This is a genomic window from Janthinobacterium sp. BJB426 (genome assembly GCF_002735705.1).
Lineage (GTDB): Bacteria > Pseudomonadota > Gammaproteobacteria > Burkholderiales > Burkholderiaceae_D > Janthinobacterium.
Genome location: NZ_PDZL01000011.1, coordinates 105,628 through 131,991, shown reverse-complemented (window position 1 = coordinate 131,991; position 26,364 = coordinate 105,628). Strand labels below are relative to the sequence as shown.

22 protein-coding genes and 1 pseudogene are annotated in these 26,364 nt (G+C 63.8%); 6 read left to right on the top strand and 17 right to left on the bottom strand.

What is annotated here, in order from left to right:
• Positions 1–84 precede the first annotated feature (84 nt).
• The 6 genes from CSQ93_RS18260 to CSQ93_RS18235 all read left to right on the top strand — a co-directional run bounded on the left by CSQ93_RS18260 (position 85) and on the right by CSQ93_RS18235 (position 6,481).
• Entirely contained in the window at positions 85–1,182 is a 1,098-nt protein-coding gene (locus CSQ93_RS18260; RefSeq protein WP_233516240.1) for a hypothetical protein, read from the top strand.
• Positions 1,173–1,799 (top strand): ABC transporter ATP-binding protein, encoded by a 627-nt coding sequence (locus tag CSQ93_RS18255; protein WP_099379249.1) that lies wholly within the window; start codon positions 1,173–1,175, stop codon positions 1,797–1,799. Before CSQ93_RS18260 ends, CSQ93_RS18255 begins: the two co-directional genes overlap by 10 nt.
• A gap of 135 nt (positions 1,800–1,934) precedes the next feature.
• Positions 1,935–2,273, top strand: coding sequence for a CzcE family metal-binding protein (locus CSQ93_RS18250; RefSeq protein ID WP_158301280.1), 339 nt, complete (start codon positions 1,935–1,937; stop codon positions 2,271–2,273).
• Between the two features lie 130 nt (positions 2,274–2,403).
• Positions 2,404–2,904, top strand: coding sequence for an RNA polymerase sigma factor (locus tag CSQ93_RS18245; RefSeq protein WP_199534449.1), 501 nt, complete (start codon positions 2,404–2,406; stop codon positions 2,902–2,904).
• Positions 2,901–3,923, top strand: coding sequence for a FecR family protein (locus tag CSQ93_RS18240; RefSeq protein WP_099379246.1), 1,023 nt, complete (start codon positions 2,901–2,903; stop codon positions 3,921–3,923). The genes CSQ93_RS18245 and CSQ93_RS18240 overlap by 4 nt, the downstream gene beginning before the upstream one ends.
• A gap of 92 nt (positions 3,924–4,015) precedes the next feature.
• Entirely contained in the window at positions 4,016–6,481 is a 2,466-nt protein-coding gene (locus CSQ93_RS18235) for a TonB-dependent siderophore receptor (RefSeq protein WP_099379245.1), read from the top strand.
• A gap of 66 nt (positions 6,482–6,547) precedes the next feature.
• Here the strand turns inward: CSQ93_RS18235 and ahpF are convergent, their stop codons facing one another.
• From ahpF to CSQ93_RS18155, 17 genes and pseudogenes are all read right to left on the bottom strand, one after another.
• Complete coding sequence (gene ahpF, locus CSQ93_RS18230) at positions 6,548–8,143, bottom strand: alkyl hydroperoxide reductase subunit F (protein WP_099379244.1); 1,596 nt, start codon at positions 8,141–8,143, stop codon at positions 6,548–6,550.
• Positions 8,144–8,241: 98 nt separating this feature from the next.
• Positions 8,242–8,805, bottom strand: a complete 564-nt coding sequence (gene ahpC, locus CSQ93_RS18225) for an alkyl hydroperoxide reductase subunit C (RefSeq protein WP_099379243.1) — start codon at positions 8,803–8,805, stop codon at positions 8,242–8,244.
• 187 nt (positions 8,806–8,992) lie between these two features.
• Complete coding sequence (locus CSQ93_RS18220; protein WP_099379242.1) at positions 8,993–9,397, bottom strand: DUF3597 domain-containing protein; 405 nt, start codon at positions 9,395–9,397, stop codon at positions 8,993–8,995.
• A 169-nt stretch (positions 9,398–9,566) separates the two neighbouring features.
• Positions 9,567–12,422, bottom strand: coding sequence for an EAL domain-containing protein (locus CSQ93_RS18215; RefSeq protein ID WP_233516239.1), 2,856 nt, complete (start codon positions 12,420–12,422; stop codon positions 9,567–9,569).
• 132 nt (positions 12,423–12,554) lie between these two features.
• A complete protein-coding gene (gene rbsD / locus CSQ93_RS18210) occupies positions 12,555–12,947 on the bottom strand; it encodes a D-ribose pyranase (protein WP_099379241.1) in 393 nt (130 codons plus the stop codon).
• Positions 12,948–12,951: 4 nt separating this feature from the next.
• The gene (rbsK, locus tag CSQ93_RS18205; RefSeq protein WP_099379240.1) at positions 12,952–13,860 is read right to left on the bottom strand and encodes a ribokinase; all 909 of its coding nucleotides are present in this window, start codon (positions 13,858–13,860) and stop codon (positions 12,952–12,954) included.
• Positions 13,857–14,915: a LacI family DNA-binding transcriptional regulator gene (locus CSQ93_RS18200; protein ID WP_099379239.1), complete on the bottom strand. Its 1,059-nt coding sequence runs from the start codon at positions 14,913–14,915 to the stop codon at positions 13,857–13,859. Before CSQ93_RS18200 ends, rbsK begins: the two co-directional genes overlap by 4 nt.
• 9 nt (positions 14,916–14,924) lie before the next feature.
• On the bottom strand, positions 14,925–15,896 hold the full coding sequence (locus CSQ93_RS18195; RefSeq protein WP_099379238.1) for an ABC transporter permease: 972 nt from the start codon (positions 15,894–15,896) through the stop codon (positions 14,925–14,927).
• An 18-nt stretch (positions 15,897–15,914) separates the two neighbouring features.
• On the bottom strand, positions 15,915–17,465 hold the full coding sequence (locus CSQ93_RS18190; protein ID WP_099379237.1) for a sugar ABC transporter ATP-binding protein: 1,551 nt from the start codon (positions 17,463–17,465) through the stop codon (positions 15,915–15,917).
• 83 nt (positions 17,466–17,548) lie between these two features.
• Positions 17,549–18,508 carry a sugar ABC transporter substrate-binding protein gene (locus CSQ93_RS18185; RefSeq protein ID WP_099379236.1) on the bottom strand — a complete coding sequence of 320 codons (960 nt, stop codon included), beginning with the start codon at positions 18,506–18,508 and terminating at the stop codon, positions 17,549–17,551.
• Between the two features lie 207 nt (positions 18,509–18,715).
• Positions 18,716–19,597 (bottom strand): EamA family transporter, encoded by an 882-nt coding sequence (locus CSQ93_RS18180; protein WP_099379235.1) that lies wholly within the window; start codon positions 19,595–19,597, stop codon positions 18,716–18,718.
• 162 nt (positions 19,598–19,759) lie between these two features.
• Positions 19,760–20,860: a zinc ribbon domain-containing protein gene (locus CSQ93_RS18175; protein ID WP_099379234.1), complete on the bottom strand. Its 1,101-nt coding sequence runs from the start codon at positions 20,858–20,860 to the stop codon at positions 19,760–19,762.
• 8 nt (positions 20,861–20,868) lie between these two features.
• Positions 20,869–21,981: a zinc ribbon domain-containing protein gene (locus CSQ93_RS18170; RefSeq protein ID WP_158301279.1), complete on the bottom strand. Its 1,113-nt coding sequence runs from the start codon at positions 21,979–21,981 to the stop codon at positions 20,869–20,871.
• 67 nt (positions 21,982–22,048) lie between these two features.
• A complete protein-coding gene (locus tag CSQ93_RS18165; protein ID WP_099379232.1) occupies positions 22,049–22,771 on the bottom strand; it encodes a hypothetical protein in 723 nt (240 codons plus the stop codon).
• 48 nt (positions 22,772–22,819) lie between these two features.
• A complete protein-coding gene (locus tag CSQ93_RS18160; protein WP_233516238.1) occupies positions 22,820–23,530 on the bottom strand; it encodes a hypothetical protein in 711 nt (236 codons plus the stop codon).
• A 174-nt stretch (positions 23,531–23,704) separates the two neighbouring features.
• Positions 23,705–23,812: pseudogene (locus tag CSQ93_RS29795) on the bottom strand (zinc-ribbon domain-containing protein); the annotation flags it as partial.
• A gap of 282 nt (positions 23,813–24,094) precedes the next feature.
• Positions 24,095–26,356 carry a YgiQ family radical SAM protein gene (locus CSQ93_RS18155; protein WP_233516245.1) on the bottom strand — a complete coding sequence of 754 codons (2,262 nt, stop codon included), beginning with the start codon at positions 26,354–26,356 and terminating at the stop codon, positions 24,095–24,097.
• Positions 26,357–26,364 lie beyond the last annotated feature (8 nt).

The window sequence follows — 26,364 nt, the reverse complement described above, 5'->3', positions numbered from 1 at the left end:
CAGAACCGAAGGGCTTTTCCCATTTCTGGACAGCAAATGCTCTAGAATCAGCGCTACCCTGACTCCGCCCCTGCCCGCATGCGCTTGCCCCGTAGTATTCACCCCTACCTCGCCCTGCGACTGCGCCTGGCCCATCATGCTTTGCTGCAATTTGCCGCCAGCCTGGCCAGTTCCATGGAAATTCTCGTGTTCCTGGCCGGTCCCGTCCTGCTGGGTCTGCTCAGCGTCATCGCCCTGCCCGGCTTTCTCGCCATGACACTGCCCTGGCCCGCCGCTTTGAGCCTGCTGGCCGCGCAAGCCTTGCTCACGTGCCTGCCCGCGTGGCTGCTGCGCAAGCGATTGTTGCCGGCCAGTACCGCCGCCTGGCTGCGCCAACTGCCCTTGCCGCCGCGCCTGCGCTGGCAGGCCGACATCGCCGTGGCCGGCCTGCTGATGCTGCCGCTGGGCCTCGCCTATGCCGTCTCGGCCGCCATCTGGCTGATACAGTCGCCGCCCTGGCTGCGCACTATCGTCGCGCCCGGCATGGCCGCCACCCTCATCATCTGGCTGCTGGCGTGGATATTGACGAGCGGCATCATCGCGCTGCGCCTGCGCGCACCCCGCCCCGCACAAGGAGCGCGCCCGCCCACGATGACGACCTACGTGCCGCAACGCCACCGCTGGCGCAGCGTATTCCTGTGGCGCCAGCTGTTCTGGCTGCCGTTCTGGCGCAACGAAAATGTGATCGGCCTGCAGCAAAGCGTGCTGCTGGCCACGGCTGGCGCCAGCATGCTGGCCTGGCTGCTGCGCACACCGCTCGTGCCCGCGCCGCTGCTTGGCTTGCTGGCCAGCGCCAGCCTGGTCATTCTGACGGACCGGGGCGACAAGGCCGTGCGCGAGCAGATCGCCGTGCTGCGTCCCACCTTGGACGCCTGGCCCCTGGCCAGCACGGGCTTGACGCGCCTGGCCTGCGCGGCCAGTCTGCTGCCGGCGTTTGCCGTGCTGCTGGCGGGTGCTTTCTTGCTGTACGTCATCGATCCGGCAGTCCTGCAGCAGCGCGTGACCAGCGTGTATGCCCTCACTGCCAGCGCCGCCCTGCTGGCCATCGTCGGCCTCCCCCGCCTGACGGCGCGCGGGCGGGTCGTCCTCGTCGTCCTGTCCATCCTTGCCTTGAGCGCCATCGGAAGCGAATTATGGAATTGAAGCTGTCTTCTCCCGTGCTGCACATCGAGCACCTTGATTTTCACTTTCCCACGCACAGCGTGTTCCAGGGATTCAATCTGCAATGCGGCCCCGGCATCAACTGGCTGCGCGGCGCGAACGGGGCCGGCAAGACGACCTTGCTGAAGCTGGCGGGCGGCGCCCTGCTGCCCGCGCGCGGCGCCATCCGCCTGGACGATATCGACAGCGACTGCATGCCGCTGGCCTACCGCGCGCAAGCTTTCTATTGCGGCGGCGACCTACCCGCCCTGCCCTGGCTGCAAGTGCACGAGTTTCTCGACCTGCACCTGGCCCTGTATCCGGGCTGCGACCAGTCCCTGCTGAACGACGAGTTGAGCGCGTTTGCCCTGACGTCCACCTTGCAGCAGAGCATCACCGCCCTGTCCTTGGGCCAGCATAAAAAACTGCAACTGGCGCTGGCACTGGCCTTGCCCGTGCGCCTGCTGCTGATCGATGAACCGTTCAATGGCCTCGATGCCTCCGCCATGGCGTACTTGCGCCAGCGCTTAGCCGAGCCATCCCGCCTGGCGCGCCAGTGCATCGTGCTGACCAGCCACCTGACGCCGGACGTACCGCTGGCGGCGACGGTGGAAATATAGACAGAAAATACAGCTTTGCAGATCGACCAAGGACAGCTTACGATGCCGTGTTGCAAAAACCGGCGATCCCGGTGCAGCCACCACCATAAAACGGCGCGGTTATTCACCGCGTCCAGCCTATTCTTGGAGATCAGCATGTTGAACACCCACCGCCGCACCCTGGCCATCCTGTGCGCCGCCTTTGCCACCTCCGCCATCGCTGCCGGCCCCACGGGCACGGCCGCCGACTACGGCAGCAGCGCCCCGCACGCCGCCGCCCAGCGCAGCATCGAACTGCAGCCCGACACGCGCCACATCAACGTCACGCGCGGCGAAACCGTCACCATCGCGCGCGCCGGCCAGCGTTTTACGTGGCACGTGCAAACTTTCAGCAACAAGACCGTCTTCGCCCTGAGCGACATCGCGCCGAAGGACATGGCCGTCGACGGTATCCAGGTGTATGTGGCCGCCAATCCGCAGTACGCGGGCAGCTGAGCTTCAGCATAAACACCACAGCACGGAAGCGCGGCATCGACAGCGGCGTTGGGGCACTGCTACAATGAGAATCGTTATCATTTACGGCATGTTAGCAACGCCGTCCTGCCCTTCCTGCCGACTGTCTCCCGTGGTTGCACGTTATTACCGAGAACTGCTGAATTTTTGCCTGCGCAGCCTGAAGGATCGGGCGGCCGCCGCTGACGTGGTACAGGAAAGTTATGTCCGCTTCCTCAGCATGCAGCGCGCGGGGCAAGCCATCGCCGAGCCACGCGCCCTGCTGCACCAGACGGCGCGCCGCCTGCTGATCGATGGCCACCGCCGCCGCGCCGTGCGCGACCATGACGAGCTCGACATCTTGCTGGAAACGCAGCAGCCTTGCGCGCCCGCGCATGCGCAGCCGGAAGAAATCTATGCCTATGAGGAATATGCCACGGCCATCGCCCGCGCCATCGAAGCCTTGCCACCGCGCTGCCGCGAAGCATTCATCCTGAACCGTTTCGATGGCCTGTCGCACCAGCAAGTGGCGGACCAGATGGGCATTTCGCGCAATATGGTGGCGCAGCACATCATGCGCGGCGTGCTCGCCTGCAAGGCCGTGGAAGAGCGCATGCAGGAGACGCAGCCATGAGACCATCGGATCGCCACGACAGCGCCGCCTTCCTCGCGCAACAGCCCGCGCTGGACGTGCAGGCCGCCGACTGGCTGGTGCGCCGCCAGGATGGCCTCGATGATCGCGAGGAAGCGGCCTTCCAGCAATGGCTGGCCGCCAGCGCGGCGCATGCAGCTGCCTACGCGCAACTGGCCCGCGCATGGGATGGCCTCGACGCATTGCCGAACACCACCATCGCCCGCCTGCGTCCCGTACCCGCCAGCAAGGCGGCGCCATCGCCGCCCCGCCTTGCCTGGCTGATGCAACTGTGCCAGCCCATGCGCCTGGCTGGCGCCGCCGTCGTTTGCGCCGTGCTGGCGGGCTGGCAATACTGGCTGCATCAGCCCGTCTACAGCGCCAGCTTTGCCAGCGCGCGCGGCGAACAATTGACCGTGGAATTGCCCGACGGCAGTACCTTGCGCCTGGACACAGCCACGCGCGCCGACGTCACCCTGTACCGCCAGCGCCGCGAAGTGCGCCTGCCGGAAGGCCAGGCCCTGTTGACGGTCGCGCCCGACAAGACCCGCCCGTTCGAGGTGCTGGCCGGCCCCGTGCGCGTCACCGTACTGGGCACGCGCTTTAGCGTGCGCCATACGCATAGTGGCCTGTACGGCGATGGCGCCAATGTGCAAGTGGAACATGGCATCGTGCGCGTGGCGGGCAACGGCGCACCGCTGGTGCTGACGGCGGGCCAGGCCGTGCGTAGCGATGCGGCGGGCAAGCTGGGAGCGTTGACGAATGCCACGCCCGAGGATGCCCTGCTGTGGCGCGAAGGCCGTGCGCATTTCAACAACACGCCACTGCGTGTAGCCCTGGCCGAGTTCGAACGCTACGGCCCGACGCACTTGCGCCTGGGCGATGCGGCCGTGGGCGAACTGCGCCTGAACGGCAGTTTCAAACTGCGCGAAGTGGCATCCTTCCGCCGCGCCCTGCCGCAAGTGCTGCCCCTGCGCCTGCACGAAGAAGGCGGCAGCACCGTCATCACGGCCGCGCCGTAAATTTTTTTGCGATTGACCTCAACTGTTTGGCAGCTCGTGCGTCTTCATTGGTAATGATTCGTATTTATGTTTACTTTTGGAGAAGAGCCCCGATGTCTTGCCCGCGTACCGTTTCCCCGTTCCACCTCGCTCCCCTCACCCTGGCCATCGCCCTGGCCGCCATCGGCGCCACGCCCTCGCTGCACGCCCAGGCCTTGACCACGGAATCCGTCGTCACGGTGGCCGTGCCGGCGCAGGCGCTGGGCACGGCCTTGAATACCCTGGCGCGCCAGGCGGGATTGCAACTGATGGTGCACCCTGACCTGGTGGCCGGCAAGCAGGCACCCGCAGTCAGCGGGCAATTGTCCCCGCGCCAGGCGCTCGAACGCTTGCTGGCCGGCACGGGCCTGGTGGCGCAAGTGGAAGGTAACGACGTGATCATCCGCGTGGGGAGCATTGCCGCACCGGAAAAGACCATGGCGCCCGTCACCGTCAGCGCGGCGCAGGAACGTGACGGCACCACGGAAGGCAGCGCCTCTTACACCACGGCGTCGATGCAGACGGCCACGCGCTTGCCCCTGTCGATCCGCGAAACGCCACAGTCCGTCAGCGTCGTCACGCGCCAGCAGATGGACGAGCAAAACATCGTGCAGCAGGAAGACCTCGTCAAGCGCACCACGGGCCTGACCTTCGTGCAATACGGTCCGTCCGGCAGCGATACCAACGGCTTCTTTGCGCGCGGCGCCAGCGTGCAAAACATGCAGGTCGACGGGGTGGCGCGGCTGTTTACGGATTACGTGGGCATCTTCCAGACGAATGACATGGTGATCTATGACCGCGCCGAAGTGGTGCGCGGCGCCACCGGCCTGATGAACGGCATCGGCACGCCAGGCGCCACCATCAACCTGGTACGCAAGCGTCCCACGGCCACGCCGCAAGCGAGCCTCAAGCTGACGGGCGGCACCTGGGATTACCGCCGCGGCGAAGCCGATATTGCCGGCCCTGTCAACGAGGCACGCACGGTGCGCGCGCGTCTGGTGGCGGCCGTGCAGGAAAACCAGTCGCAAGTCGACTATGAAAAGGAAAAGCGCAAAGTGCTCTATGGCATCGTCGAGGCGGACCTGGCGCCGAATACGCTGGCCACCCTCGGCTTTGCCTGGCAAGACTACAACGCCACAGGCGTCGGTCGCTCGGGCCGCCCCTTCTTTTACACGGACGGCACGCGCACGCACTGGCGCCGCTCCGATTCCTCGGGCGCGCGCTGGGCGTCCACCGACCGCGAAAACCGCAGTTACTTTGCCAGCCTGGAACACCAGTTCGGCAACGGCTGGCGCGCCAAGGCCACGCTGACGCGCGACAGCAGCGACTACACGGAAGTGCCGGGTTGGACCGATGAATTCGGCATCGACAAGGTCACCGGCACAGGCGTGGGGCTGTGGTCGGCCCTGTGGGCAGGCGAACCTGTGCAAGATACGCTGGACATCTATGCGAATGGCCCCGTCGACCTGTTCGGCCGCCGCCATGAACTGGTGCTGGGCGCCACCAGTTCGCGCACGCGCAACGACACGCAAGGCCACGGCCGCTGGTCCTTCCCCGGCTGGAGCAAGGTCATCGAGAATATTTTCACCTGGGATGGCAATACGCCCGTGAAACCGGACAATCCGCCCAACAGCAACATCCATTCCACCGAGCGCACCAACAGCGTCTACGCCACGGCGCGCATCAAGGCGACCGACAGCCTGGCGCTGGTGCTCGGTTCGCGCGTCACCAGCTGGAAGCGTGCGCAATCGGAAACGCCGTACGACAGCAAGGTCACGGACCGTAGCAGCCGCCAGGAAACGGGCGAATTCACGCCCTACGCCGGCATCGTCTACGACGTCAGCCGCGACTGGTCCGTGTATGGCAGCTACACGAATATCTTCCAGCCGCAAAACAACAAGGGCGCCGATGGCAGCTACCTCGATCCCCTGCTGGGCAACAGCTACGAAGCGGGCGTGAAAGGCGCACTGCTGGACAACCGCCTCAACGTCACGGCCGCCCTGTACAAAACCAAGCAAGACAATTTTGCCGTGTCGATCCCCGGCGCCTTTGCGCCGGACGGTTCGCAAGCCTACCGCGCCGCCACGGGCACGACCAGCCGCGGCCTGGAACTGGAAGTGGCGGGCCAGCTGGCCACCAACTGGCAAGGCATGGCCGGCTTTGCGCGCAACATGAGCGCCGATTCCGACGGCAAGCAACTCAATACGGAAGTGCCGCAAAACACCTTCAAAGTCTTCACCAGCTATCGCTTGCCAGAGCTGGGCGGCGCCGGCGCGGGCGGCCTGAACGTGGGCGGCGGCGTGCGCTGGCAAAACCATACGCGCTCCGACATGTCCTACCTGGCCTTGCCGGGCGACCCCATCATCCGCCAGGGCAGCTATGTGCTGGCCGATGCCATGCTGCAATACGCGTTCAGCAAAACCGTCAGCGTGTCCGTGAATGTGAATAACCTGTTCGACAAGCAATACCAGGTCAATTCGAACTCCTCGTACTACGGCGAAGGGCGCAACGTGCGCGTGGGGCTGGCATTCAAGATGTAAGGCGCCAGGCGAAAAAAAACCGGAAGGGCCTCGCGACCGTTCCGGTTTTTTGATACAACTCAATACTTATGCCGTCAACGCTTCTTTCGCTGCCGACTCTTCCACCACTTCGTCGTCGTCCGAGCGGATCAGATGGTCAAAGGCGGACAGGGCTGCCTTCGCACCTTCGCCGGTGGCGATGATGATCTGCTTGTATGGCACCGTGGTGACGTCGCCGGCCGCAAACACGCCGGGGATCGAGGTCTGGCCGCGGGCATCCACTTCGATTTCGCCGTGGCGCGACAACGCTACCGTGCCTTTGAGCCATTCCGTGTTCGGCACCAGGCCGATTTGCACGAAGACGCCTTCCAGCTCGACCTTCTTCGACTCGCCGCTGACCCGGTCCGTGTAGCTCAAGCCATTGACGATCTTGCCGTCGCCGTGGATTTCGGTCGTTTGCGCCGACGTAATCACCGTCACGTTGGGCAGGCTGTGCAGCTTGCGTTGCAGCACCGCATCGGCACGCAGTTCCGCGCCGAACTCGATCAGGGTCACGTGTTTCACGAGACCGGCCAGGTCGATCGCCGCTTCCACCCCCGAGTTGCCGCCGCCGATCACGGCCACGCGCTTGCCCTTGAACAAAGGACCATCGCAGTGCGGGCAGTAGGCAACACCGTGGTTGCGGTATTCCTTCTCGCCCGGCACGTTGATTTCGCGCCAGCGGGCACCGGTGGCCAGGATGACGGTCTTGGCTTTCAAGATGGCGCCATTCGCCGTTTCAATCTGCACCAACTTGCCCGGCGTCAATTTCGCGGCGCGCTGGGTGTTCATGATGTCGACTTCGTATTCCTTGACGTGCTGTTCCAGCGCCATGGCGAACTTCGGACCATCCGTTTCCTTGACGGAAATAAAATTCTCGATGGCAAGGGTGTCGAGCACCTGGCCGCCGAAACGCTCGGCCAGGACGCCCGTCTTGATGCCTTTGCGGGCCGCGTAGATGGCCGCTGCCGCGCCGGCTGGGCCGCCGCCGACGATCAGCACGTCAAACACGTCTTTCTTGTTCAACGCTTCGGCCTGGCGAGCGCCGGCGTTGGTGTCGAGCTTGGCGAGGATTTCCTCGACATTCGTGCGTCCCTGGCCAAAGTGTTCGCCATTGAGGAACATCATCGGCACGGCCATGATCTGGCGTTCTTCCACTTCTTTCGGGAACACGCCGCCATCGATGGTGGTGACCTTGATGCGCGGGTTGATCACGGCCATGGCATTCAAGGCCTGCACCACTTCCGGGCAGTTATGGCAGGAGAGCGAAATAAACGTTTCAAATTCGTAATCGCCGTCGAGGTTGCGGATCTGCTCGATCACGGCATCGTCGAACTTGATGGTGTGGCCGCCCACTTGCAGCAGCGCCAGCACCAGCGAGGTAAATTCGTGGCCCAGCGGCACACCAGCGAAACGCACGCCGATGTCCGAGCCGGTACGGTTGATGCTGAACGACGGGGCGCGTACGCCAGCGTCAAGGCGCTCGACCAGCGTGATCTTGTCGCTCAACAGGACTATCTCCTGGAGCAATTCCTTCATCTCGCGGGCTTTTGCGCTGTCATCGAGAGAAGCGACCAGCTCAAGCGGATACACCACTTTTTCCAGGTAGGATTTCAGTTGGGTTTTGAGGGTTGCATCTAACATGATTTTTTCTTCCTTTACAAATATTTAGGCGAATGCCGGGCCGGACGCCCGGTCCGGCATCGCGGTAACTACTTGTTTGCTACGTGCTGCATCGAGACTTAGATCTTGCCGACCAGGTCCAGCGATGGGGTCAGGGTTGCTGCGCCTTCCGTCCATTTGGCTGGGCAAACTTCGCCTGGGTGAGCGGCAACGTATTGAGCTGCCTTAACTTTGCGCAACAGTTCCGATGCGTCACGGCCGATGCCGTTGTCATGCACTTCCAGCACTTTGATGAAACCGTCCGGATTGATGACGAAGGTACCGCGCAGTGCCATGCCTTCTTCTTCGATCATGACTTCGAAATTGCGCGACAGGGTACCGGTTGGGTCGCCGATCAGTGCGTATTGCACTTTCTTGATCGCGTCCGAGGTGTCGTGCCATGCTTTGTGCGCGAAGTGCGAATCGGTCGAGATGCCGTAGACATCGACGCCCAGCTTCTGGAATTCAGCGTGGTGATCGGCCAGATCTTCCAGTTCGGTTGGGCAAACGAAGGTGAAGTCGGCTGGGTAGAAGACGAATACCGACCACTTGCCTTTCAGCGACGCTTCCGTCACGTCGACGAATTTGCCATTGTGGTATGCGGTTGCCTTGAATGGTTTAACTTGGGTATTGATCAGCGACATTTCATTTCCTCTCGTGTGGTGAATCAGTAAGACTCTAGTGTAAGGGGTTTTAACCCATATTCAAAATTGATTGTCACAATAGTTTCAATTAGTTTTAGCTATCACGACATCATGGGAACTCCATGATAGGCAGTTCCCACGCGATTGGATAGCGGTGACAGTGGATACCCCTGCCGCCGCCAGGTGTTTAATTTTTCAGTTCTTCCGGTACCTTGCCGCCGTTTTCCGCCAGCTTGATCATCACCTGGCGATGCAGCCAGATATTCATGCTGGCCGAATCGTTGGTGTCGCCCGTGAAATGCAGCTCTTGCGCCAGTTCCTTGCGCGACGCCAGGCTGCTGTCGAGTTGAAGCAATTTCATCAGGTCGACGATGGACGTGCGCCAATTGAGTTTTTCCGCGTTCTTGCTGGCCAGGTCGACCAGCACCACTTCTACGTCCACCACGGGCACGGCAGCCGCTGGCGCAGCAGGTGCAGGTGCGTCCGCCGGTGCTGCGGCAGGTGCTGTCGTGGCGGCGGCCGGCGTGGCTGCCGGGGCAGCGTCGGACGAATGGTGGAAGATCTTGTTGTAGATATTGCTGAAAATGCCCATGAGGTCACCTCGAGTTGAGTGAATGGAAGAAATATTGCCTGCGCACCCCGTTAGCTACCGGTGACAGCAAAGCCGGGCGCAGGCGCCAGCCCGTCGAGTATAAGCCCGTTCAAGCCGGGAGCCCCGTCCCGCAGGCCTGGATGAAATCTGGTGGCGGACGATGCCTGTTTCAAGGGTGCAAGGGCCGCTGCGCGAGCAGCAGCGCATCGAACGCTACGATGGCCAGCGGCGGCGCAAACAGCTCGCCTTGCGCAAAATCGCAGCCGATCTCCAGCAGCAGCGCGCGCTGCTCTTCGGTCTCCACCCCTTCGGCGATGACTTGCAATCCCAGCTTGTGGGCCATGGTGACGATGGCTTCACACAGCACCAGCTCGCTGCTGCCGGGTGCCAGCTTGCGCACCAGCACGCCATCGAGCTTCAGGTAATCGATGCCGCACTGCTGCAGCTGCGTCAGCGAGGCATGGCCGCTGCCGAAGTCGTCCAGGGCGATCTGCAAGCCCGCTTCGCGCAAGTGCTGCAGGCGTGGCGCCATGCTATTGCCACCTGGCAAAAGTACATCTTCGCGCATGTCGAGCACGATGGCCGAGGCCGGCACATCGAGCGCCATCAGCTGACGCAGCCAGGTGCCGGGCGCCTCCACTTCGCGCTGCAGTTCCAGCGGCGACTGGTTCAGGCATAGTTGCAGCCCCGGCAATCCAATGACCTGGCCCTGCGCGCGCCAGCGCAGCAGTTGCGCGGCCGCCGTGCACAGCACCCAGTCGCCGATCTCCACGATCAGGCCGCTGCTTTCGGCCAGCGCCAGGAAATCCGGCGGGCATACCACACCCCGCTGCGGATGGTGCCAGCGCAGCAAGGCTTCCGCCTTGGCAAGTTTGCCGCTGTGCAGCTCGACGATGGGCTGGAAATACAGTTGCATCTGCTGCTCGCGCAAGGCCGTGCGCAAGTCCGCCCCCAGGCGCATGCGGTTGACGGCCGCCACCTGCATGGCGGGCGTAAAGTAGCTGTAGCGGTTGCGCCCCGCCCCTTTCGACACATACATGGCCTGGTCCGCATGCTTGAGCAAGTCCTCGATCGTGCCCGCGTCGTCCGGATACAGGGTGATGCCGATCGAGGCGGAAATAAAGGCCTGCTCCTGCCCCAGCAGGAACGGCGCCAGCAAGCCGTCGAGTATCTGCCGCGCGATGCGGTCGACTTGCTGCAAATCATCGAGGTCGGACAGGATCACCGTGAATTCATCGCCGCCCAGGCGCGCCACCGTATCCGTCTCGCGCACGCCCACGCGGATGCGCCGCGCCGCCTCGATCAGCAGGATATCGCCCTGGTGGTGGCCGAGGGTATCGTTGACCTCCTTGAAATGGTCGAGATCGATGAAGAGGATGGCCACGCGGCTCGTATCGCGCCGGCCTTGGGCCAAGGCCTGGCGCAAGCGTTCGTGGAACATGCGCCGGTTCGGCAATTGCGTCAGGGTATCGAAATTGGCTTGCTGCCAGATCAGCGCTTCCGTTTGCCGCTTGTCCGTCACGTCTTCCAGCATGCACAAGTGGTGCGGACCGCCATGGCGCGCCGTGGCGATGGCCGTCACCGACGCGTCGACCCACACCACGCCGCCATCGGGCCGCACGATGCGCTTGGCATGGCGAAAGCCGTGCAAGCTGCGCGCCAGCAACTGCGCCACCTGCTCCAGCTCACCGGGCACATCGTCGGGATGGCTGATCTCCATCCAGCTCGTTTGCTTCATGTGTTCCAGGCTGCGTCCGCTGATGGCCAGGTAGCGTGGATTGATGTCGAGAAACTGTCCGCTCACGGTATCGATCAGGGCGATGCCCATGGGCGCTTCCTCGAACATGGTGCGGAAGCGCAATTCCCCTTGGCGGATGGTTTCCTCCGTGCGGCGGCGCTCGCGTGCCAGGTTGTTGAAGTGAAAGGCGGCCGAGACGGCCAGCAGGCTGCCCGCCAGGCCCAGCGACAGATACAGCCAGCCCAGGTCGGCGCCCGGCACGGGGCGGTACAAAAAACCTTTGTAGGCGCGGCTGTCCGTGGCATTGCGCGGCAGCACGCCCATGCTGGCATAGGTGTCGGCGATGTGCTGCCAGCGCTGGGGATTCATGTAGCCAAGCTCCACCAGCACGGGCTGCAGCAGCAATTCCATCTGCTGCGCCTCGTACAGCAGGTGCGCGCGGTCGTGGCGCTGGCTGTACTTGGCAAGGATCACGCGCGCCATTTCCTCGCGATGCGCCATCGCATATTGCCAGCCACGCAGGCTGGCCGCGCGGAACGCTTTGACGCGTTCGGGATGACGGCGCAGTTCGTGCTCGCTGGTAAACAGGTTGTCGCCGTAGAAATCGATGCCGGCCGTGCGCGGCGTAAATTGGTAATAGGAAAAGCCCGCCCGGTCCAGGTAGTCCGGTTCGTTGGTGGAGTACGCGGCAATCGCATCGACCTTGCCATTGATCAAATCCTCGATCCGGTAGCTGGGCGGCAAGTGGCGCATCTGCTGCGGCGCGACGCCCATTTTCGCTAGGAACAGCGACACTTCATCGGCAGCAAGGGCCACATCGCCGGCCGCACCGATCATCACGGACGCGCCCACCAGCTTGCGCACGTCGGGCGCGCCGCCCTGCTGGCGCATCAGCAGCACGCTGGGCGAATGCTGGAACACGACGGCCAGCACCACCAGGGGCTTGCCCGCCAGCCGGCTGAGCAACAAGGTGCTGTTGCCCACGCCATACTCGGCCTGGCCCGCCAGCACGGCCGCCTCGGCCAACTGCCCGCCACCGCCTTCGACCAGTTTGACGTCCAGCCCCGCCTCGCGGTAATAGCCTTGCTCGATGGCCGCGTAATAGCCGGCAAACTGGAACTGGTGCGTGAAATTGAGCTGCAGGGAGACGGGTTCCAGCGCCCGCGCAGGCGTAGCCAGGCACAGCAGCAGGCAGAAGAAGAAGAAGAAGAGGCAGCGCCAGCCGTGCGCCAGCCTGCCGGCGAGCGGCAAGACAAAGCGGAAAGCGTCGGGGGCTTTCATCGGCATGGCGGAACACCAGGAAGCTGCCGAGCTGGCAGGGGTAAGGCTATTGTAGCCGCCCCTTTTGCCAATGGATAATTATTTCAGTGAGGACAATAGCGTTGATGTTTTTGGCAAACAAATTCACCATTGTTTGCGTTAAAACACGACGCCGGCCACCAAAATGATGTTGGCGTACGGACTGCACTCGCCCGTGCGCACGATGGCGCGCGCGCCCTTGCTCAATTGCTTGAACTCCTCGTGCGTCACCTGGCGCGCATCGGGCAAGGCCAGGGCCGCTACCTGCGCCGCCATGACCGGATTGTGCTGCGGCAACTCGCTGGCGAGCAAATGGTATTCCACCTGCATCTCGCTCAATACCGTGTTGACGGTATCGATGAAGCCGGGGATGCCGCGCGTCAGGGCCAGGTCGATCAGGGGCACGCCCGGTTGCGACGGCAAGCCCGCGTCGCCGATGACGAGCATGTCGCCATGGCCGAGCGAAGCGATCAGTTGCGACAGCGCAATATTAAGCAGCGGTGATTTTTTCATGGTCTCAGAACAACTCGTGCAAGTGGGGGATCGAGGTTTGCGCGCCGGGCTTGGTGACGCTCCAGGCGGCAGCGCGCTGGCCTTGGCCGATCGCTTCCGCCTCGTCCATGCCGGACGCCAGGCCCGCCACAAAACCGCCGATAAAGGTATCGCCGGCGGCCGTCGTGTCGACGGCTTGCACCACTTCGGCCGGGAACGTGTAATCGCCGCCATACAGGGCCGCATGCACGCCCTTGGAACCCAAGGTGATGATGACGTTGTCGCTGCCCAGCTTTTGCAGCGCGGCGGCCAGCGCCTTGGCATCCGCGCCATCCGGGCTGACGCCAGCCAGCATGGCCGCTTCGATTTCATTCGGAATCAGGTAGTCGACCAGTTCCAGCACGCCGTCCGGCAAGCTGGCCGCCGGGGCCGGGTTCAGCACCACGGTCTTGCCCAGCGAACGGGCCAGTTTGATCGCATGCACGACGGTGGCCATCGGCGTTTCCAGCTGCAGCACGACGATGTCCGCCTGTTCGATCAAACCTTGCGCTGCGTCAATGTGCGTGGGGCTGAGCAGATCGTTGGCGCCGCCGGCGATCACGATGCTGTTCTGGCCATTGTCGTCGACCAGGATCGAGGCGATGCCCGAGGCCACGCCCGGCAAGGTGGTGATGTGGCTGTCGATGATACCGTCGCCCACCAGCGCCGCGCGCAACGTCGCGCCAAACGCGTCGTCGCCCACACAGCCAACCATGGCCACTTGCTGGGCGCCCGCCACATTGCCGCTCAGGCGTGCGCAAGCCACGGCCTGGTTGGCGCCCTTGCCGCCAGGAATTGTACGGAAAGCGCCGCCCGTCAGGGTTTCGCCGGGGAGGGGCATGCGCGGTACGCGCAAGACCAGGTCCATATTGATGCTGCCGATAACCACGATCATGATGTCATTCCCATCAGTTCAGTTGCAGGTGAAGAAGTAGGTGCGGAAGAAGGTAGCGTGGCGGCCACGCTGGAGCCGCGCACGTGCAGCTCGGGTGCGATGCTGCGCTGCTGGCGCGGCAAGGCGGGGTCGGCGATGCGCGCCAGCAGGCAGGCGGCCGTGATGTGGCCCAGCTCGCGCGTGTTTTGCGCCACGCTGGTCAAGGCCGGATGCACGAAGCTGGCCAGGTCGATATCGTCGAAGCCGACGACAGCCAGGTCCACGGGCACGGCAATGCCGCGCTCGGCGGCGGCGCGCAGGGCGCCAAAGGCCATCAAGTCATTGCAGCAGAACAAGGCGTCGGGGCGCTGGCCTGGCGGCAGCGCCAGCAAGTCCAGCGCGGCCGCATAGCCGCCCGCGCTGGTAAAGTCCGCGTGGCGGCACAGGGCGTCGGCCAGGGCCACGCCCGCCTCCGCCATGGCGCTGCGCACGCCGGCTATGCGGTCGTTGGAAATGCTCACTTCGCGGGGACCGGCGATGCAGGCGAGGCGCCGGCGTCCCAGGCCCAGCAAATGGCGCGCGGCCAGGACGCCGCCGGCGCGGTTGTCGACGGCCACGGCATCGATGGACAGGTCGCTGGGCGCGCGGTCGAGCAGCACGGCCGGCACCTTCATCTTGCGCAGCAGTTCGCCATCGCTGTCGGCCAGCGCGGACAGGATCAATCCGTCGCAGCGCTTGGTCAAGAGCACATTCAGGTAGTCGCGCTGCTTGACGGGGTCGTCATCGGAATTGCACAGGATCACGCTGTAGCCGGCCGCGTAGCAACTGTCCTCGATGCCGCGCGCCACTTCCGAGAAATACGGGTTCGTATTGTTGGGAATGATCAGGCCGATGGTGCCCGTGCTGCGGCTGCGCAGGGAACGCGCCAGCGCGCTGGGCACGTAATGCAGTGCCTCCGCCGCCGCCAGCACGGCGCGGCGCGCCTCGTCGCTGACGGGACGGGTATTGTTGAGGACGTGCGACACGGTGGTAAACGACACCCCCGCCGCCTGCGCCACTTGTTTGATGGTTGCCATGGGCGGCTATTATGAACGCTCGCCGCGGCGGCGGTAGGTGTCGAGCACGACGGCGGCGACGATCACCAGGCCCGTGACGATGCGTTTCACGGGTTCCGACACGCCCACTTGCGCCAGGCCCGCTTCCAGCACGGAAATGATCAGCACGCCAATGAACGTGCTGATGACGGAACCGCGTCCGCCCATCAGGCTCGTGCCGCCGATCACGACGGCGGCGATCACTTGCAATTCCATGCCCACGCCGCCGTTCGGGTCGGCCGCTTCCAGGCGCGACACCTGGAACAAGGCGCCCACGCCGGCGAGAAAGCCCATCAAGGCAAACACCAGTACTTTTGACGGTTTTGTGTTGATGCCGGACAAACGCACGGCTTCTTCATTCGTGCCGATGCCGATCCAGTGACGGCCCAGCACCGTGCGCGTGAGCACCAGGTGGCCGATGACGACGATGGCGATCGAGGCGATGAAAGCGGGCGACAGGCCAAACGCGATCGGCGAGCTGATGCCGTCAACGGCGCTGCCGATGTATTCCGTGCGCGAGTTCGTCACTTGATACGCGAGGCCCCGTGCCATTTCCAGCACGCCCAGGGAGACGATAAACGAGGGTATGCGCCAGCCGACGGAAATCAGGCCCGTGGTGGCGCCGCACAAGGCGGCAACGAACATGCCCAGCAGGGCCGCGCTCCACACGGGCCAGCCCCAGTGCACGACGGCCAGCGACAGCACGGACGCGGCCAGCGCCATGACGGAACCGACGGACAAGTCGATGCCGCCGATGATCAGGACAAACGTCATGCCGACAGCCATCACGACGAGGGTCGGGATATTGTTCGACAGGGTGCTCAAGGTGGCCAGGGTGAAAAAGTTTTCGCTGGCGAACGAGAACAGCACGCACATGGCGACCAGGGCGCCGATCAGGCCCGCATAGTTTTTCAAGTCGGCAAGGCTGCGCTGCAGATACGAAGGAGAGGAATTGGTGGTCATGGGAATCTTTCCGGCGGATCAGGCCGCAGCTGGAGTGGAAGTGGGGGTCAAATAGCCGGAGAAGGCAGCCGACAGCAGCGCGTCCTGGCTCCAGGCGCCGCGCTCGAAGGTGTCGACGATGCTGCCGGCGCTCATGACGGCGATGCGGTCGCAGATCAGCATCAGTTCGCGCAAGTCGCTCGAGACAATGACGAGGCCCTTGCCCTGGCGCGCCTGTTCGGCCAGCACCTGATAAATATCAAACTTGGCGCCGATATCGATGCCGCGCGTGGGCTCGTCGAACAGCATGACGGGGCAGTCGCGATACAGCCAGCGGGCGATCACCACCTTTTGCTGGTTACCGCCGGACAATTCGGCCACCGTTTGCGCGCTGTTGCGCGAACGGATGCCGAGGCGTTGGATGTAATCGTCGGCCACCGATGCTTCGGCCGCATCGTTGAGCCAGCCTGCGCCACTGACGGTGTCGAGCGACGCGAGGGTCGTGTTGACGGCGATGGACTGGCGCAATAATAAACCTTGACCCTTGCGGTCTTCCGTGATCATGGCGATGCCGGCTTTCACTGCCGCCTGCGGCGAGTGCAAGGCGGCGGGCACCTCGCTGTCGCCGAGGAACACGTCACCGGCATCGGCACGGTCGGCGCCAAAGATCAGGCGCAGCAATTCCGTGCGGCCCGAGCCGATCAGGCCGGCGATACCGAGGATTTCACCGGCGCGCAAGTCGAACGAGGTCGGGTTGACGACCTTGCCGCGCGTCAGGCCGCGCACGCGCAACAGCGGTGCGCCGATGGTGCGGCCGCTCAGGTCGACGGCGTCGTCGGCCGAGCGGCCCACCATCAGGCTGACCAGGTCGGCGGCGGAATGGCCCGCGATATCGTCGTCGCACACGAGTTGCCCATCGCGCAGCACGGCGATGCGGTCGGCCACGCGCTTGAGTTCTTCCAGGCGGTGCGAAATATAGATGATGCACACGCCTTCGGCTTTCAGGCGTTCAATTTGCAGGAACAGCAATTCCACTTCGCGGTGCGTCAGCATGGCTGTCGGCTCATCTAACACCAGCAGGCGGCAGGCGCCGATCAGATTGCGCGCGATCTCGATCATTTGCTGGTGCCCGATGCCCAGTTCGCCGACCAAAGTCCACGGGTCGAGGCCGCCCAGGCCGACTTTCTCCATCTGTTCGCGCGCGTCGCGCTCGAGGCGCGTACGGTCGATGAAACCGAAACGCTGCGGCAAATTCTTCAGGTACAGGTTTTCCGCGATCGACAGGGTGGGAATCAGATTGAGTTCCTGCATCACCATGCGGATGCCCAGCGCCTCGGCGGCGCCGCGCGAGGCGGGCTGGTAAGGCTTGCCGTCGAGCAGCATCGTGCCCGTGGTAGCTTGCTCCAGGCCGCAGATGATCTTCGACAGGGTGCTCTTGCCCGCGCCGTTCTCGCCCGTCAGCGCCAGCACCTGGCCAGGGGCGAGGCGCAGGCCCACGCCACCGAGGACGGGGCCGACATAGGACTTGCCGATGTTATCGAGCGTTAACAGGGGAATGGCGGCTGGCGCCGGTGGAATGTCGGTGGGCATGATAAAACTCCGCGGTAGTGGCGGCGGGGCCGGCACCGCCTGCTCGGTGAGCAAGCGGGGCCGGCCCCGGCGGGATCAAACGATCAGGACTTGGCGCCCTTGGCGACCAGTTCGACCTTGGTTTCGATGACGCCACCAAGCTCGGCCTGTTTCTTCTTCTGCGCCAGGGCTTTCAGCACGGTCTCGATGCCGAACACGGCTTGCTGCGAACCGAACTGGTCGGCGGTAGCCAGCACGCGGCCATCGGCCAGCATCGGCTTGATGGCGTTGATGTTGTCGTAGCCGACGACGAGGACTTTGCCCGTCTTGCCGGCCGCCTTGATGGCGGAAATGGCGCCGATGGCCATGTTGTCGTTACCGCACAGCAAAGCCTTGATATTCGGGTTGGCGTTCAGCATGGCTGCCGCCACCGTGTTGGCAGGGGCGATTTCCCACTGGCCCGATTGCACGCTGACAACCTTGGCACCGGCCGCGTTCATGGCGTCCTGGAAACCCAGGGTGCGCTGCTGCGCGTTGTAGGTGGTGGAGACGCCTTCGATGATGCCGACCGGATCGCCCTTCTTGATCTGCTTGGCCAGGTAGTCGCCGACCACCTTGGCGCCCTTGCGGTTGTCCGGGCCAACGAACGGTACGCTGATGCCCTTCTCTTTCAGGGCGCCTTCGTCGAGCTTGTTGTCGATATTGACGACGATGATGCCCGCGTCGATGGCTTTCTTCAGCACCGGCACCAACGCTTTCGAGTCGGCCGGGGCGATCACCAGCGCGTTGACGCGCGAGACGATCATTTGCTCGACCAGCTTGATCTGGCTCGACGTATCCGTTTCATCCTTGATGCCGTTCGACAGCAGGTCATACTTGGCGGCATTGGCCTTCTGATGCGCCTTGGCGCCATTTTCCATGGTCAGGAAAAATTCATTGGCGAGCGACTTCATCACCAGCGCCACCTTTGGTTTGGCTGGCGTCTGCGCCATCGCCGGCACGGCGGGCAAGGCACACACGAGGACAGCGGCGGCAATCATTTTCAGGCGAATACGGGATGTCATGGGCGTCTCCAGAGTTGTTGGTCAAGCACGTGTACTGCATGCTTTTTAGGAAATTCGTTGCGCGCAAACGTTTGCGCGAAGCGAATAGTGCCTCAATGCCCCATATCAGTGCAAGCAAAACTGTATGTGCGGTGCAGCAAAAAGAGAGCGCCCAGAGGGAAACATCCAGGCTGATGCGATCAGCCTGGCGAGGGGAAATGCGTGGATTCAGGAGTTTGTTGCCGGCCGGGCGCTGGCCCACTGCACCGCCAGCACGCTGGCCAGTACCAGCAGCAAGCCCAGCATTGACCAGCCCGTCATGGCCTGGCCCAGCAAGGCCCAGCCCAGCACGACGGCCATCAGGGGACTGAGCAGTCCCAGGGAAGACACGGCCACGGGCGACAGCCTGGCGATGCCACGGAACCACAAGGCGTACGCCAGCAGGGCGCCGGCCAGGCACAGGTAGGCGTAGGCCAGCACTTGCGGCAGGGACAGCGCCGGCAAGGGCGCATCGGCCAGCCAGGCGACGGGCGCCAGCATCAGGCCGCCGAGCAACAATTGCCAGCCTGTCAGCGCCAGCACGGGCAAGTCTGGCTTCCAGCGCCGCGTCAGGTAGGTGCCGGCCGCCATGCAGGCCGTGCCGCCCAGCGCGGCAGCGATGCCGATCGGTTCCCACACCGTGCGTGGCGACAACAATAAAACGCCCATGCCGGCCACGCCCAGCACGCTGGCACCCAAGGCCAGGCGGGCCGGACGGCGCCCTTCCACGCCCCAGGCCAGGCCCATCACCAGCAGCGGCTGGATGGCGCCCACCACGGCCGCCAAGCCGCCCGGCAAGCGGTAGGCGGCCACGAACAGCAGCGCCTGAAATACGCCGATATTCAACGCGGACAGGATCAGCACGCGCATCCAGTCGCGCCGCACGGGCAGGCGCCGCATGACCAGCAGCAACAGCAAGCCGGCCGGCAGCACGCGGATCAGGGCCGCCGTGAAGGGCCGGTCCGGCGGCAGCAGTTCGGACGTGACGATATACGTGGAACCCCAGATCAGGGGCGCCAGCGCCGTGAGCAGAATATCGCCCCAGGCGGGGCGGGCAAAAGAAGAGCTCATGCAACTATCTCGATATCAAGATAAAAAGCCAGTGTGGATGCAAACTATCTTGATGTCAAGACAAATGGGCGTGCACACCGCTCCCTGCGGACGTAAAAAAACCCGGCATGGCCGGGCTCGGGGAAGCAGATCAGGCGGCAAGCTGCGCCGCCTGACAGCTGCTTAATCGCGCACGCGCCGCAGGGTCGTCACCCGCATGCCGCCCATGCTGATCTGCGCCGTGCTGCCATCGTCGCTGACGATAATGTCCATGGCCGCTTCGCCCGCGCCTTCCGGCGCGATCGTCACGGTATTGCCCTTGGTGGTGAAGGTGGCCTTGGTCGACGTCCCGTTATTGATCACGCTGTCACTTGTAAATTCCAGGACATTGCCCATCGCCGCCTGCCATTTCCCCACCGCCGGGTGGCCGCCAAAGCGGAACGCGCTCTTCAGCTTGTCCAGCATGCCCGCGCCCTGCCCGGCCGGCGCTTTGCCGATCACACCGCTCATGGCCGCCTGGCTCATCTGCGCTTCGTCGATGACTTGCCACTGCTTGTCGACCAGCGCCAGCGGCAACCGCACTTCCATGTCGCCATCCGGCAAGCGCTGCAGGATCAGCGCCCGGTCCGCCGACTTGGCGAACCACGCTGCCTCATCGGTCAATGCCAGGGTGGCCTTGGCCATCGCCACGTGCTGTGCGCCCAGGTCGCGGACCTGGTCGTAGCCGCTGACCTTGGCCACTTTCAAGCCCTTGGCCACGCACAGCTTGTCGCCGCGCAAGGCCGCCTTGCCCGGAGCGGCCAGCGCGTAGACAAATTGCGATTGCGCAACCCAGCCACCGCTGCTTTGTTCCACGGGTGCGCTGTACAGTCCGCTACGCACGAGGATATCCAGCCATTGCCGAGTGGAACTGTCGTACGACGCCACGCGGATCTCTTCCTTCTGGTACGGCAAGTTGGTAAGGCACAGCAACTTGTCGCGCGCCGCCTCGTCTGCTGCCAGATGGGCATCGATGGCGCGGCTGAAACTGCCGGCCGAGGCCGCCTCTGGCGCCAGCAGCCACGCCAGCGCGCCACCGGCCACGATGACTGCGGCCAGCACGCCGCCGGCGATCACCACATGGCGCCGCTTCACGCCGGACAGCGCCGGCGTCGCGGCTGGTGCGGATGCCGGTACAGGAGCGGGCGCTGGCGTCGGTGCGGCGTTGACGGCCTTGCCGCATTCATCGCAGAAGCGCGCGCCGGGAACATAAGCGGTGCCGCATTTGGTGCAGAAGTGAGCCATGGTGTGCCTTACTTGAGTTTATGCGCGCATTCGCCGCAGAACGCATCGTCGGATGCGACCGGCGCCTTGCAGCTCGGGCATTGCAGGCTGTCAGCCGGCGCAGCGGCAGCGGCTGGCGTGGCAGGGGCAGTCGCCTGCTCGGCCAGGGCACGCGCGCGCTCACGCGCTTCCTCGGCTTTTTTCTTGACCGTGGCCAGGCCGTCGTTCAGGCTCGCTTCCGAGGCGCTGAAATCGACATTGCGCGTCGCGTTCAGGTAAATGATGCACACGCCCTTGGTAAAGATCAGGCCAGGCACGACGGCCGCGGCCGCCAGCAGCAAGCCGCCGCCCAGGCCTGCTGCGATGATGTAGCCGGAGCCGCCGCTCAGACCCGAAGCCAGGGAATACATGTTCATCTGGCCGCCCAGGCCCAGGATGCCTGCGGACATGCCGCTGGTCAGCGACACGCCGGTACCGACCACGCCAAAGATCAGCAGCGCCACAAACGTCGTGATCAGGAACAGCAGCACTTCCAGCAGGATCACGGACACCAGCTTGGTGCGCACGATCAGGTTCAGGCGGGCAATGATCTGGAACACGGTGGCGCCCGACCAGGCGGCAGGGCCGGCCAGCGGCAGCATCACGTAGAACAGCGCAAACACCAGCACGCCCAGCACGATGGCCGACAGCGGGAAGACGAGCGTGTACAGCACGGGGCCGAGCACAGGGATCTTGCAGACGAACAAGATGATGGCGATGGCGATCATGGCCGCCAGCACGATCAAGAATTCAAGGAAGACGACCGCGATCAGGCGGTGGCTCGTGACCAGCGAAACGAGCACGGCATCAACCAGGCTCATGCCAGGCTGGCCTTGCGCGTCGCGCATCAGCATGATGCCCACGGCGTTGGAACCGTAAAACATCACAAGGAAGGCCATCAAGCCACCGAAAAAGGCCAGCAGCGGACTGCTCATGCCGCCGGCAAGCATCGTCAGCACGCCACCGACGAGCACGGCGCTGATGAAGGTCAGCGCCAGCAAGGCAATCGCGCGGAAGTTCTTGATGGCATCGGTCGCTTCGATCAGCGAGCCCACGGCGGAGGAAAACGGAAGAGGTTGAGGTGCTGCGGTGGAAATGGTCATGTCTAGCCTGGATGGGGATAAATCGGGGAACGGGACGGCCGGCATGGCCACCCCGTGGCAATCAATGTCAGTAGGCGCGCGCCAGTTGCAGCTCGCTCGCGGGCGCCTGGCGCTGGACGATCTGCAGCTTGACGTCCTGGCCACCGACGCGCTTGCTATTCAGGTACAGGGCCGTGCGCACCGGGTAAATGCCCTGCGGCACGCCTTCAGGCATGGGAATCGAGAAGCCGCCCTTGTAGGCGCCGCTGCCGTTATTACTGCTGACCACCTTGCGCACGGTTTTGATCAGGTCGCCATTTGGCTTGTACAGGCTCAATTCCTCTTCCACCAGCGGGTTCGGATCGCGCGTGCCGGCCGCCACTTCGATGTACGAATTGGTCTGCGCCTTCTGGCCCGGACGCACGGAGGACGGCGTAAAGCCCGTCTCGTATTTCACCAGGGTCGACTGCTCGGGCAGCTTGCCCTTGTTGGCCACCTTGTAGTCGGTCTGCACCTGCTGCGCCGTCTTGACTTGCTGGCTTTGATAATTCAAGGCCACGCAGGCGAGCGCGCCCAGGCTGGCGCCCAGGGCCGCGCCGCGCACGGTATTGTTGCCGCCACCCAGCAAGCCGCCCACGACGGCGCCGATACCGGCCAGCATGGCCGTATTGCATTCGCCGCTCGCCGCTTCCGTGCCTGCTGTGGGGGTACCGGTAGCGCCAGGGCCGCCCGGTGCGGCGCAGCCGGCCAGCATCGAGGATACGACCAGCATCGCCACCAGGGGTTTGGCCATTTGTTTCAAGTTTTTCATGTCATTTCTCCAGGAGGATCAAAATAGGGGGAAGGCAAGCAGCGCCGCTTACTCGATCTGGATCTGCGACAGCGCCTTGTCCTGCGCTTCTTTCGCCTTGCGCTTGATGTCCTGCGCATGGCGGTTGCCCGTGTCCATACGCAACACGGCATTCGCGTTGGCAATGGCACAGTCGTATTTGCGCTGGCTCATGCAGTGGCTCGCTTCCGACAGGCTGTCGGTGATCACGCTTTCCAGGCCCGTCGTCTGTTTGACAGGCGCCGGTGGCGGGGTCACCTTGACGGGCTTGGCCGGTTTTTCCACGACTGGGGCTGGGGCCGCTGCTGGAGCCGGCTCGGGTGCCGGAGCAGGCGCTGCCGCTGGCTCAGGCTCGGCTGCAGGTGTCGCGGCAAGGTCGCCCGCCGTGCCGCCATCGAGCGCAGCGTCATCGATGGCCAGCGGCTGCTCGGCGGCAGCCGTCGCGTCCTCGGCAGCAACCGTCGGTGCGGGGACTGGCGCGGGCGCGGAAGGCTTGCCTGACAGGTAATAGTATCCCCCTGCGGCAGCCACGACCACGACCACCGCGACGGCTGCGGCGATCAGTTTCATGCGGTTGCCACCCGTTTGGCTGTCAGCCGGCGTGTCGGGCACGCTGGCGGGTACGGCAGCAGGTTCTGGCGCCGGTGCAGGGACTGGGACTGGGTCAGCACGGCGCTTTTCCAGCACGGGCGGCGGCGGCGCAATAGGCTCAGCCACCGGTGCCGGGGCAGGCTCAGCCACGGGCAGGGATTCAATAACGGGCTCAATGACGGGTTCAATCACAGGCTCGATGATGGGTTCTGGCAGTGGCGGCGGCACCGCTGCGGCAACGGGCGCCACGGCAAAGCTGAACGCGCACTTGGGACAGAACTTGGCATCTGGCTTGCAATCATGGCCGCACTGGCCACAGGATTTGCCTGGCAGCGGGGCAACGGCGGCGGCGGCGGCGGCGAACGTGGTGCCACAGGAAGAGCAGAATTTTGCGCCCGGCTTATTCTCGGCCTGGCAGGAAAGGCAGTTCAATTGGCATCTCTTTTCATCTAAACGCTGGGAGTCGCGTACGCTGGCGCTTGCCAGAATGGCAGCATTGTTGCCGTACGGCTAAATATTCAACGAGTATATTTTCAAACACCAAGTTGCCACAAGGGAAAATTGCCTTTTGCTCTATTCAATTTTTAAATATTGGTAAAAATCCTGCTGCCCCCTCGTTTTTGCGCTCCATCCTGGTGCGCAGATGGCAAAAAACCCGGCAACGCTGTATGCGTTGCCGGGTTTTCAGTCGATGCAGGGGACAGTGCCGCTGGCTTACTTGCGTCCGCCCCGTGCCGGTGCGGCATGAGCGCCCTTGGCTGGCGGCTTGCTGCCACGGCCCATCGGCACGGCGGCCGGCTTGGCCTTCGTTTTGATGGTCGACAAGATCGATGGACGCACTTTCGATTCGACGGCGGTCGCCTTCGGCGCGGCGGCCGTGCCGCCCAGGGCGATGCGGTTCTTGCCCGGCGTGACCTTGAACTTGTCCGGCGTGCCGGCGCCATGCGTCTGGCGGCTGCGTTCGCCTGCGGCCAGACCGCCCGACTCGGACGAGGTCCAGGCCGGAATCAAATGCTTGTCGCCATTGCCGATCAAGTCGCCACGGCCCATGTTGACCAGCGCTTCGCGCAGGATCGGCCAGTTGGCCGGGTCCTGGTAGCGCAGGAACGCTTTATGGGTGCGGCGGATCTTGCCGCTGCGGGCCGTTTCCACCACTTCCGAGTCTGCCGTAACCTTGCGCAAAGGATTCTTGCGCGTGTGATACATGGTCGTCGCCATCGCCATCGGCGTGGGCATGAAGGTTTGCACCTGGTCCAATTTGAAATTGTTTTTCTTCAACCACAGGGCCAGGTTCAGCATGTCCACGTCCGTCGTGCCCGGATGGGCGGCGATAAAGTAGGGGATCAAATACTGCTTCTTGCCTGCTTCCAGCGAGAAACGGTCGAACATTTCCTTGAATTCATCATACGCGCCGATGCCGGGCTTCATCATCTTCGACAAAGTGCCCTCTTCCGTGTGCTCAGGAGCGATCTTCAGCAAACCACCGACGTGATGCGTCACCAGTTCCTTGACGTACTCGGGCGAACGCACGGCCAGGTCGTAGCGCAAGCCCGAGCTGATCAGCACTTTCTTGATGCCGGGAATGGCGCGCGCCTTGCGGTACAACGAAATGAGCTTGCTGTGATCCGTGCCCAGGTTCACGCAGATCGACGGGTACACGCAGGACAGGCGGCGGCACGACACTTCGATCTCTTTTTCCTTGCAGGCGAGGCGGTACATATTCGCCGTCGGGCCGCCCATATCGGAAATGGTGCCCGTAAAACCTTTGGTTTTATCGCGGATATGCTCGATTTCGCGCAGGATCGACGGTTCCGAACGGCTCTGGATGATGCGCCCTTCATGCTCCGTGATCGAGCAGAAGGTGCAGCCGCCGAAGCAGCCGCGCATGATGTTGACGGAGAAGCGAATCATTTCCCAGGCGGGGATGTGCGCCTTGCCATAGCTCGGGTGCGGCGCGCGCGCGTAATTCATGTCGTACACGCCATCCATCTCGTCCATGGCCAGCGGCAGCGGCGGCGGATTGAGCCACACGTCGCGTTCGCCGTGCGCCTGCACCATGGCGCGCGCATTGCCGGGATTCGATTCCAGGTGGAACACGCGCGACGCGTGCGCATACATGACGGGGTCATCCTTGACGACGTCATACGCAGGCAGGCGCACGACCGTCTTGTCGTGCTTTTCCTTGGCCATGGCGAGGCGCTCTTCGCGACTCATGATGCGGATCGGCTTGATCACTTCGGCCGATTTCGATGCATTTTCCGTGGCGCAGGCGGTCTTGTCTTCCTGCACCATCTCGTACGGGCTGTAATGCGGGTCGACCTTGCCGGGCACGTCGACGCGGGTGGAATTGTGCACGCCCCAGTCGTCGCCTGGCAGCCAGCCGGCCGGCACCATGAAGGCCGTGCCGCGCAAGTCGCGGATATCCTTGATGTGTTCGCCGGCAGCCAGACGGTGCGTCAGGTCGACCAGCGCCCGTTCGGCATTGCCGAAGATCAACAAATCAGCCTTGGAATCGGGCAAGACGGAACGGCGGACCTTGTCCGACCAGTAATCGTAATGGGCGATGCGGCGCAGGGACGCTTCGATACTGCCGATCACCACCGGCACGTCGGGATACGCTTCGCGCGCGCGCTGCGCGTACACGGTGACGGCGCGGTCCGGGCGTTTATTCGGTTCCGCATTCGCCGTGTAGGCATCGTCGGAGCGGATCTTGCGGTCGGCCGTGTACTGGTTGACCATGGAATCCATGTTGCCGGCGGTAATGCCGTAGTACAGGCGCGGCTTGCCGAGAATGCGGAACGCTTCGGCCGACAGCCAGTCCGGCTGGCTGATGATGCCGACGCGGTAACCCTGCGCTTCGAGCAGGCGGCCAACCAGGGCCATGCCGAAACTCGGATGGTCGATGTAGGCGTCACCCGTGACGAGGATGACGTCGCACTGGTCCCAGCCCAGCGCGTCCATCTCGGCACGCGACATCGGCAGGA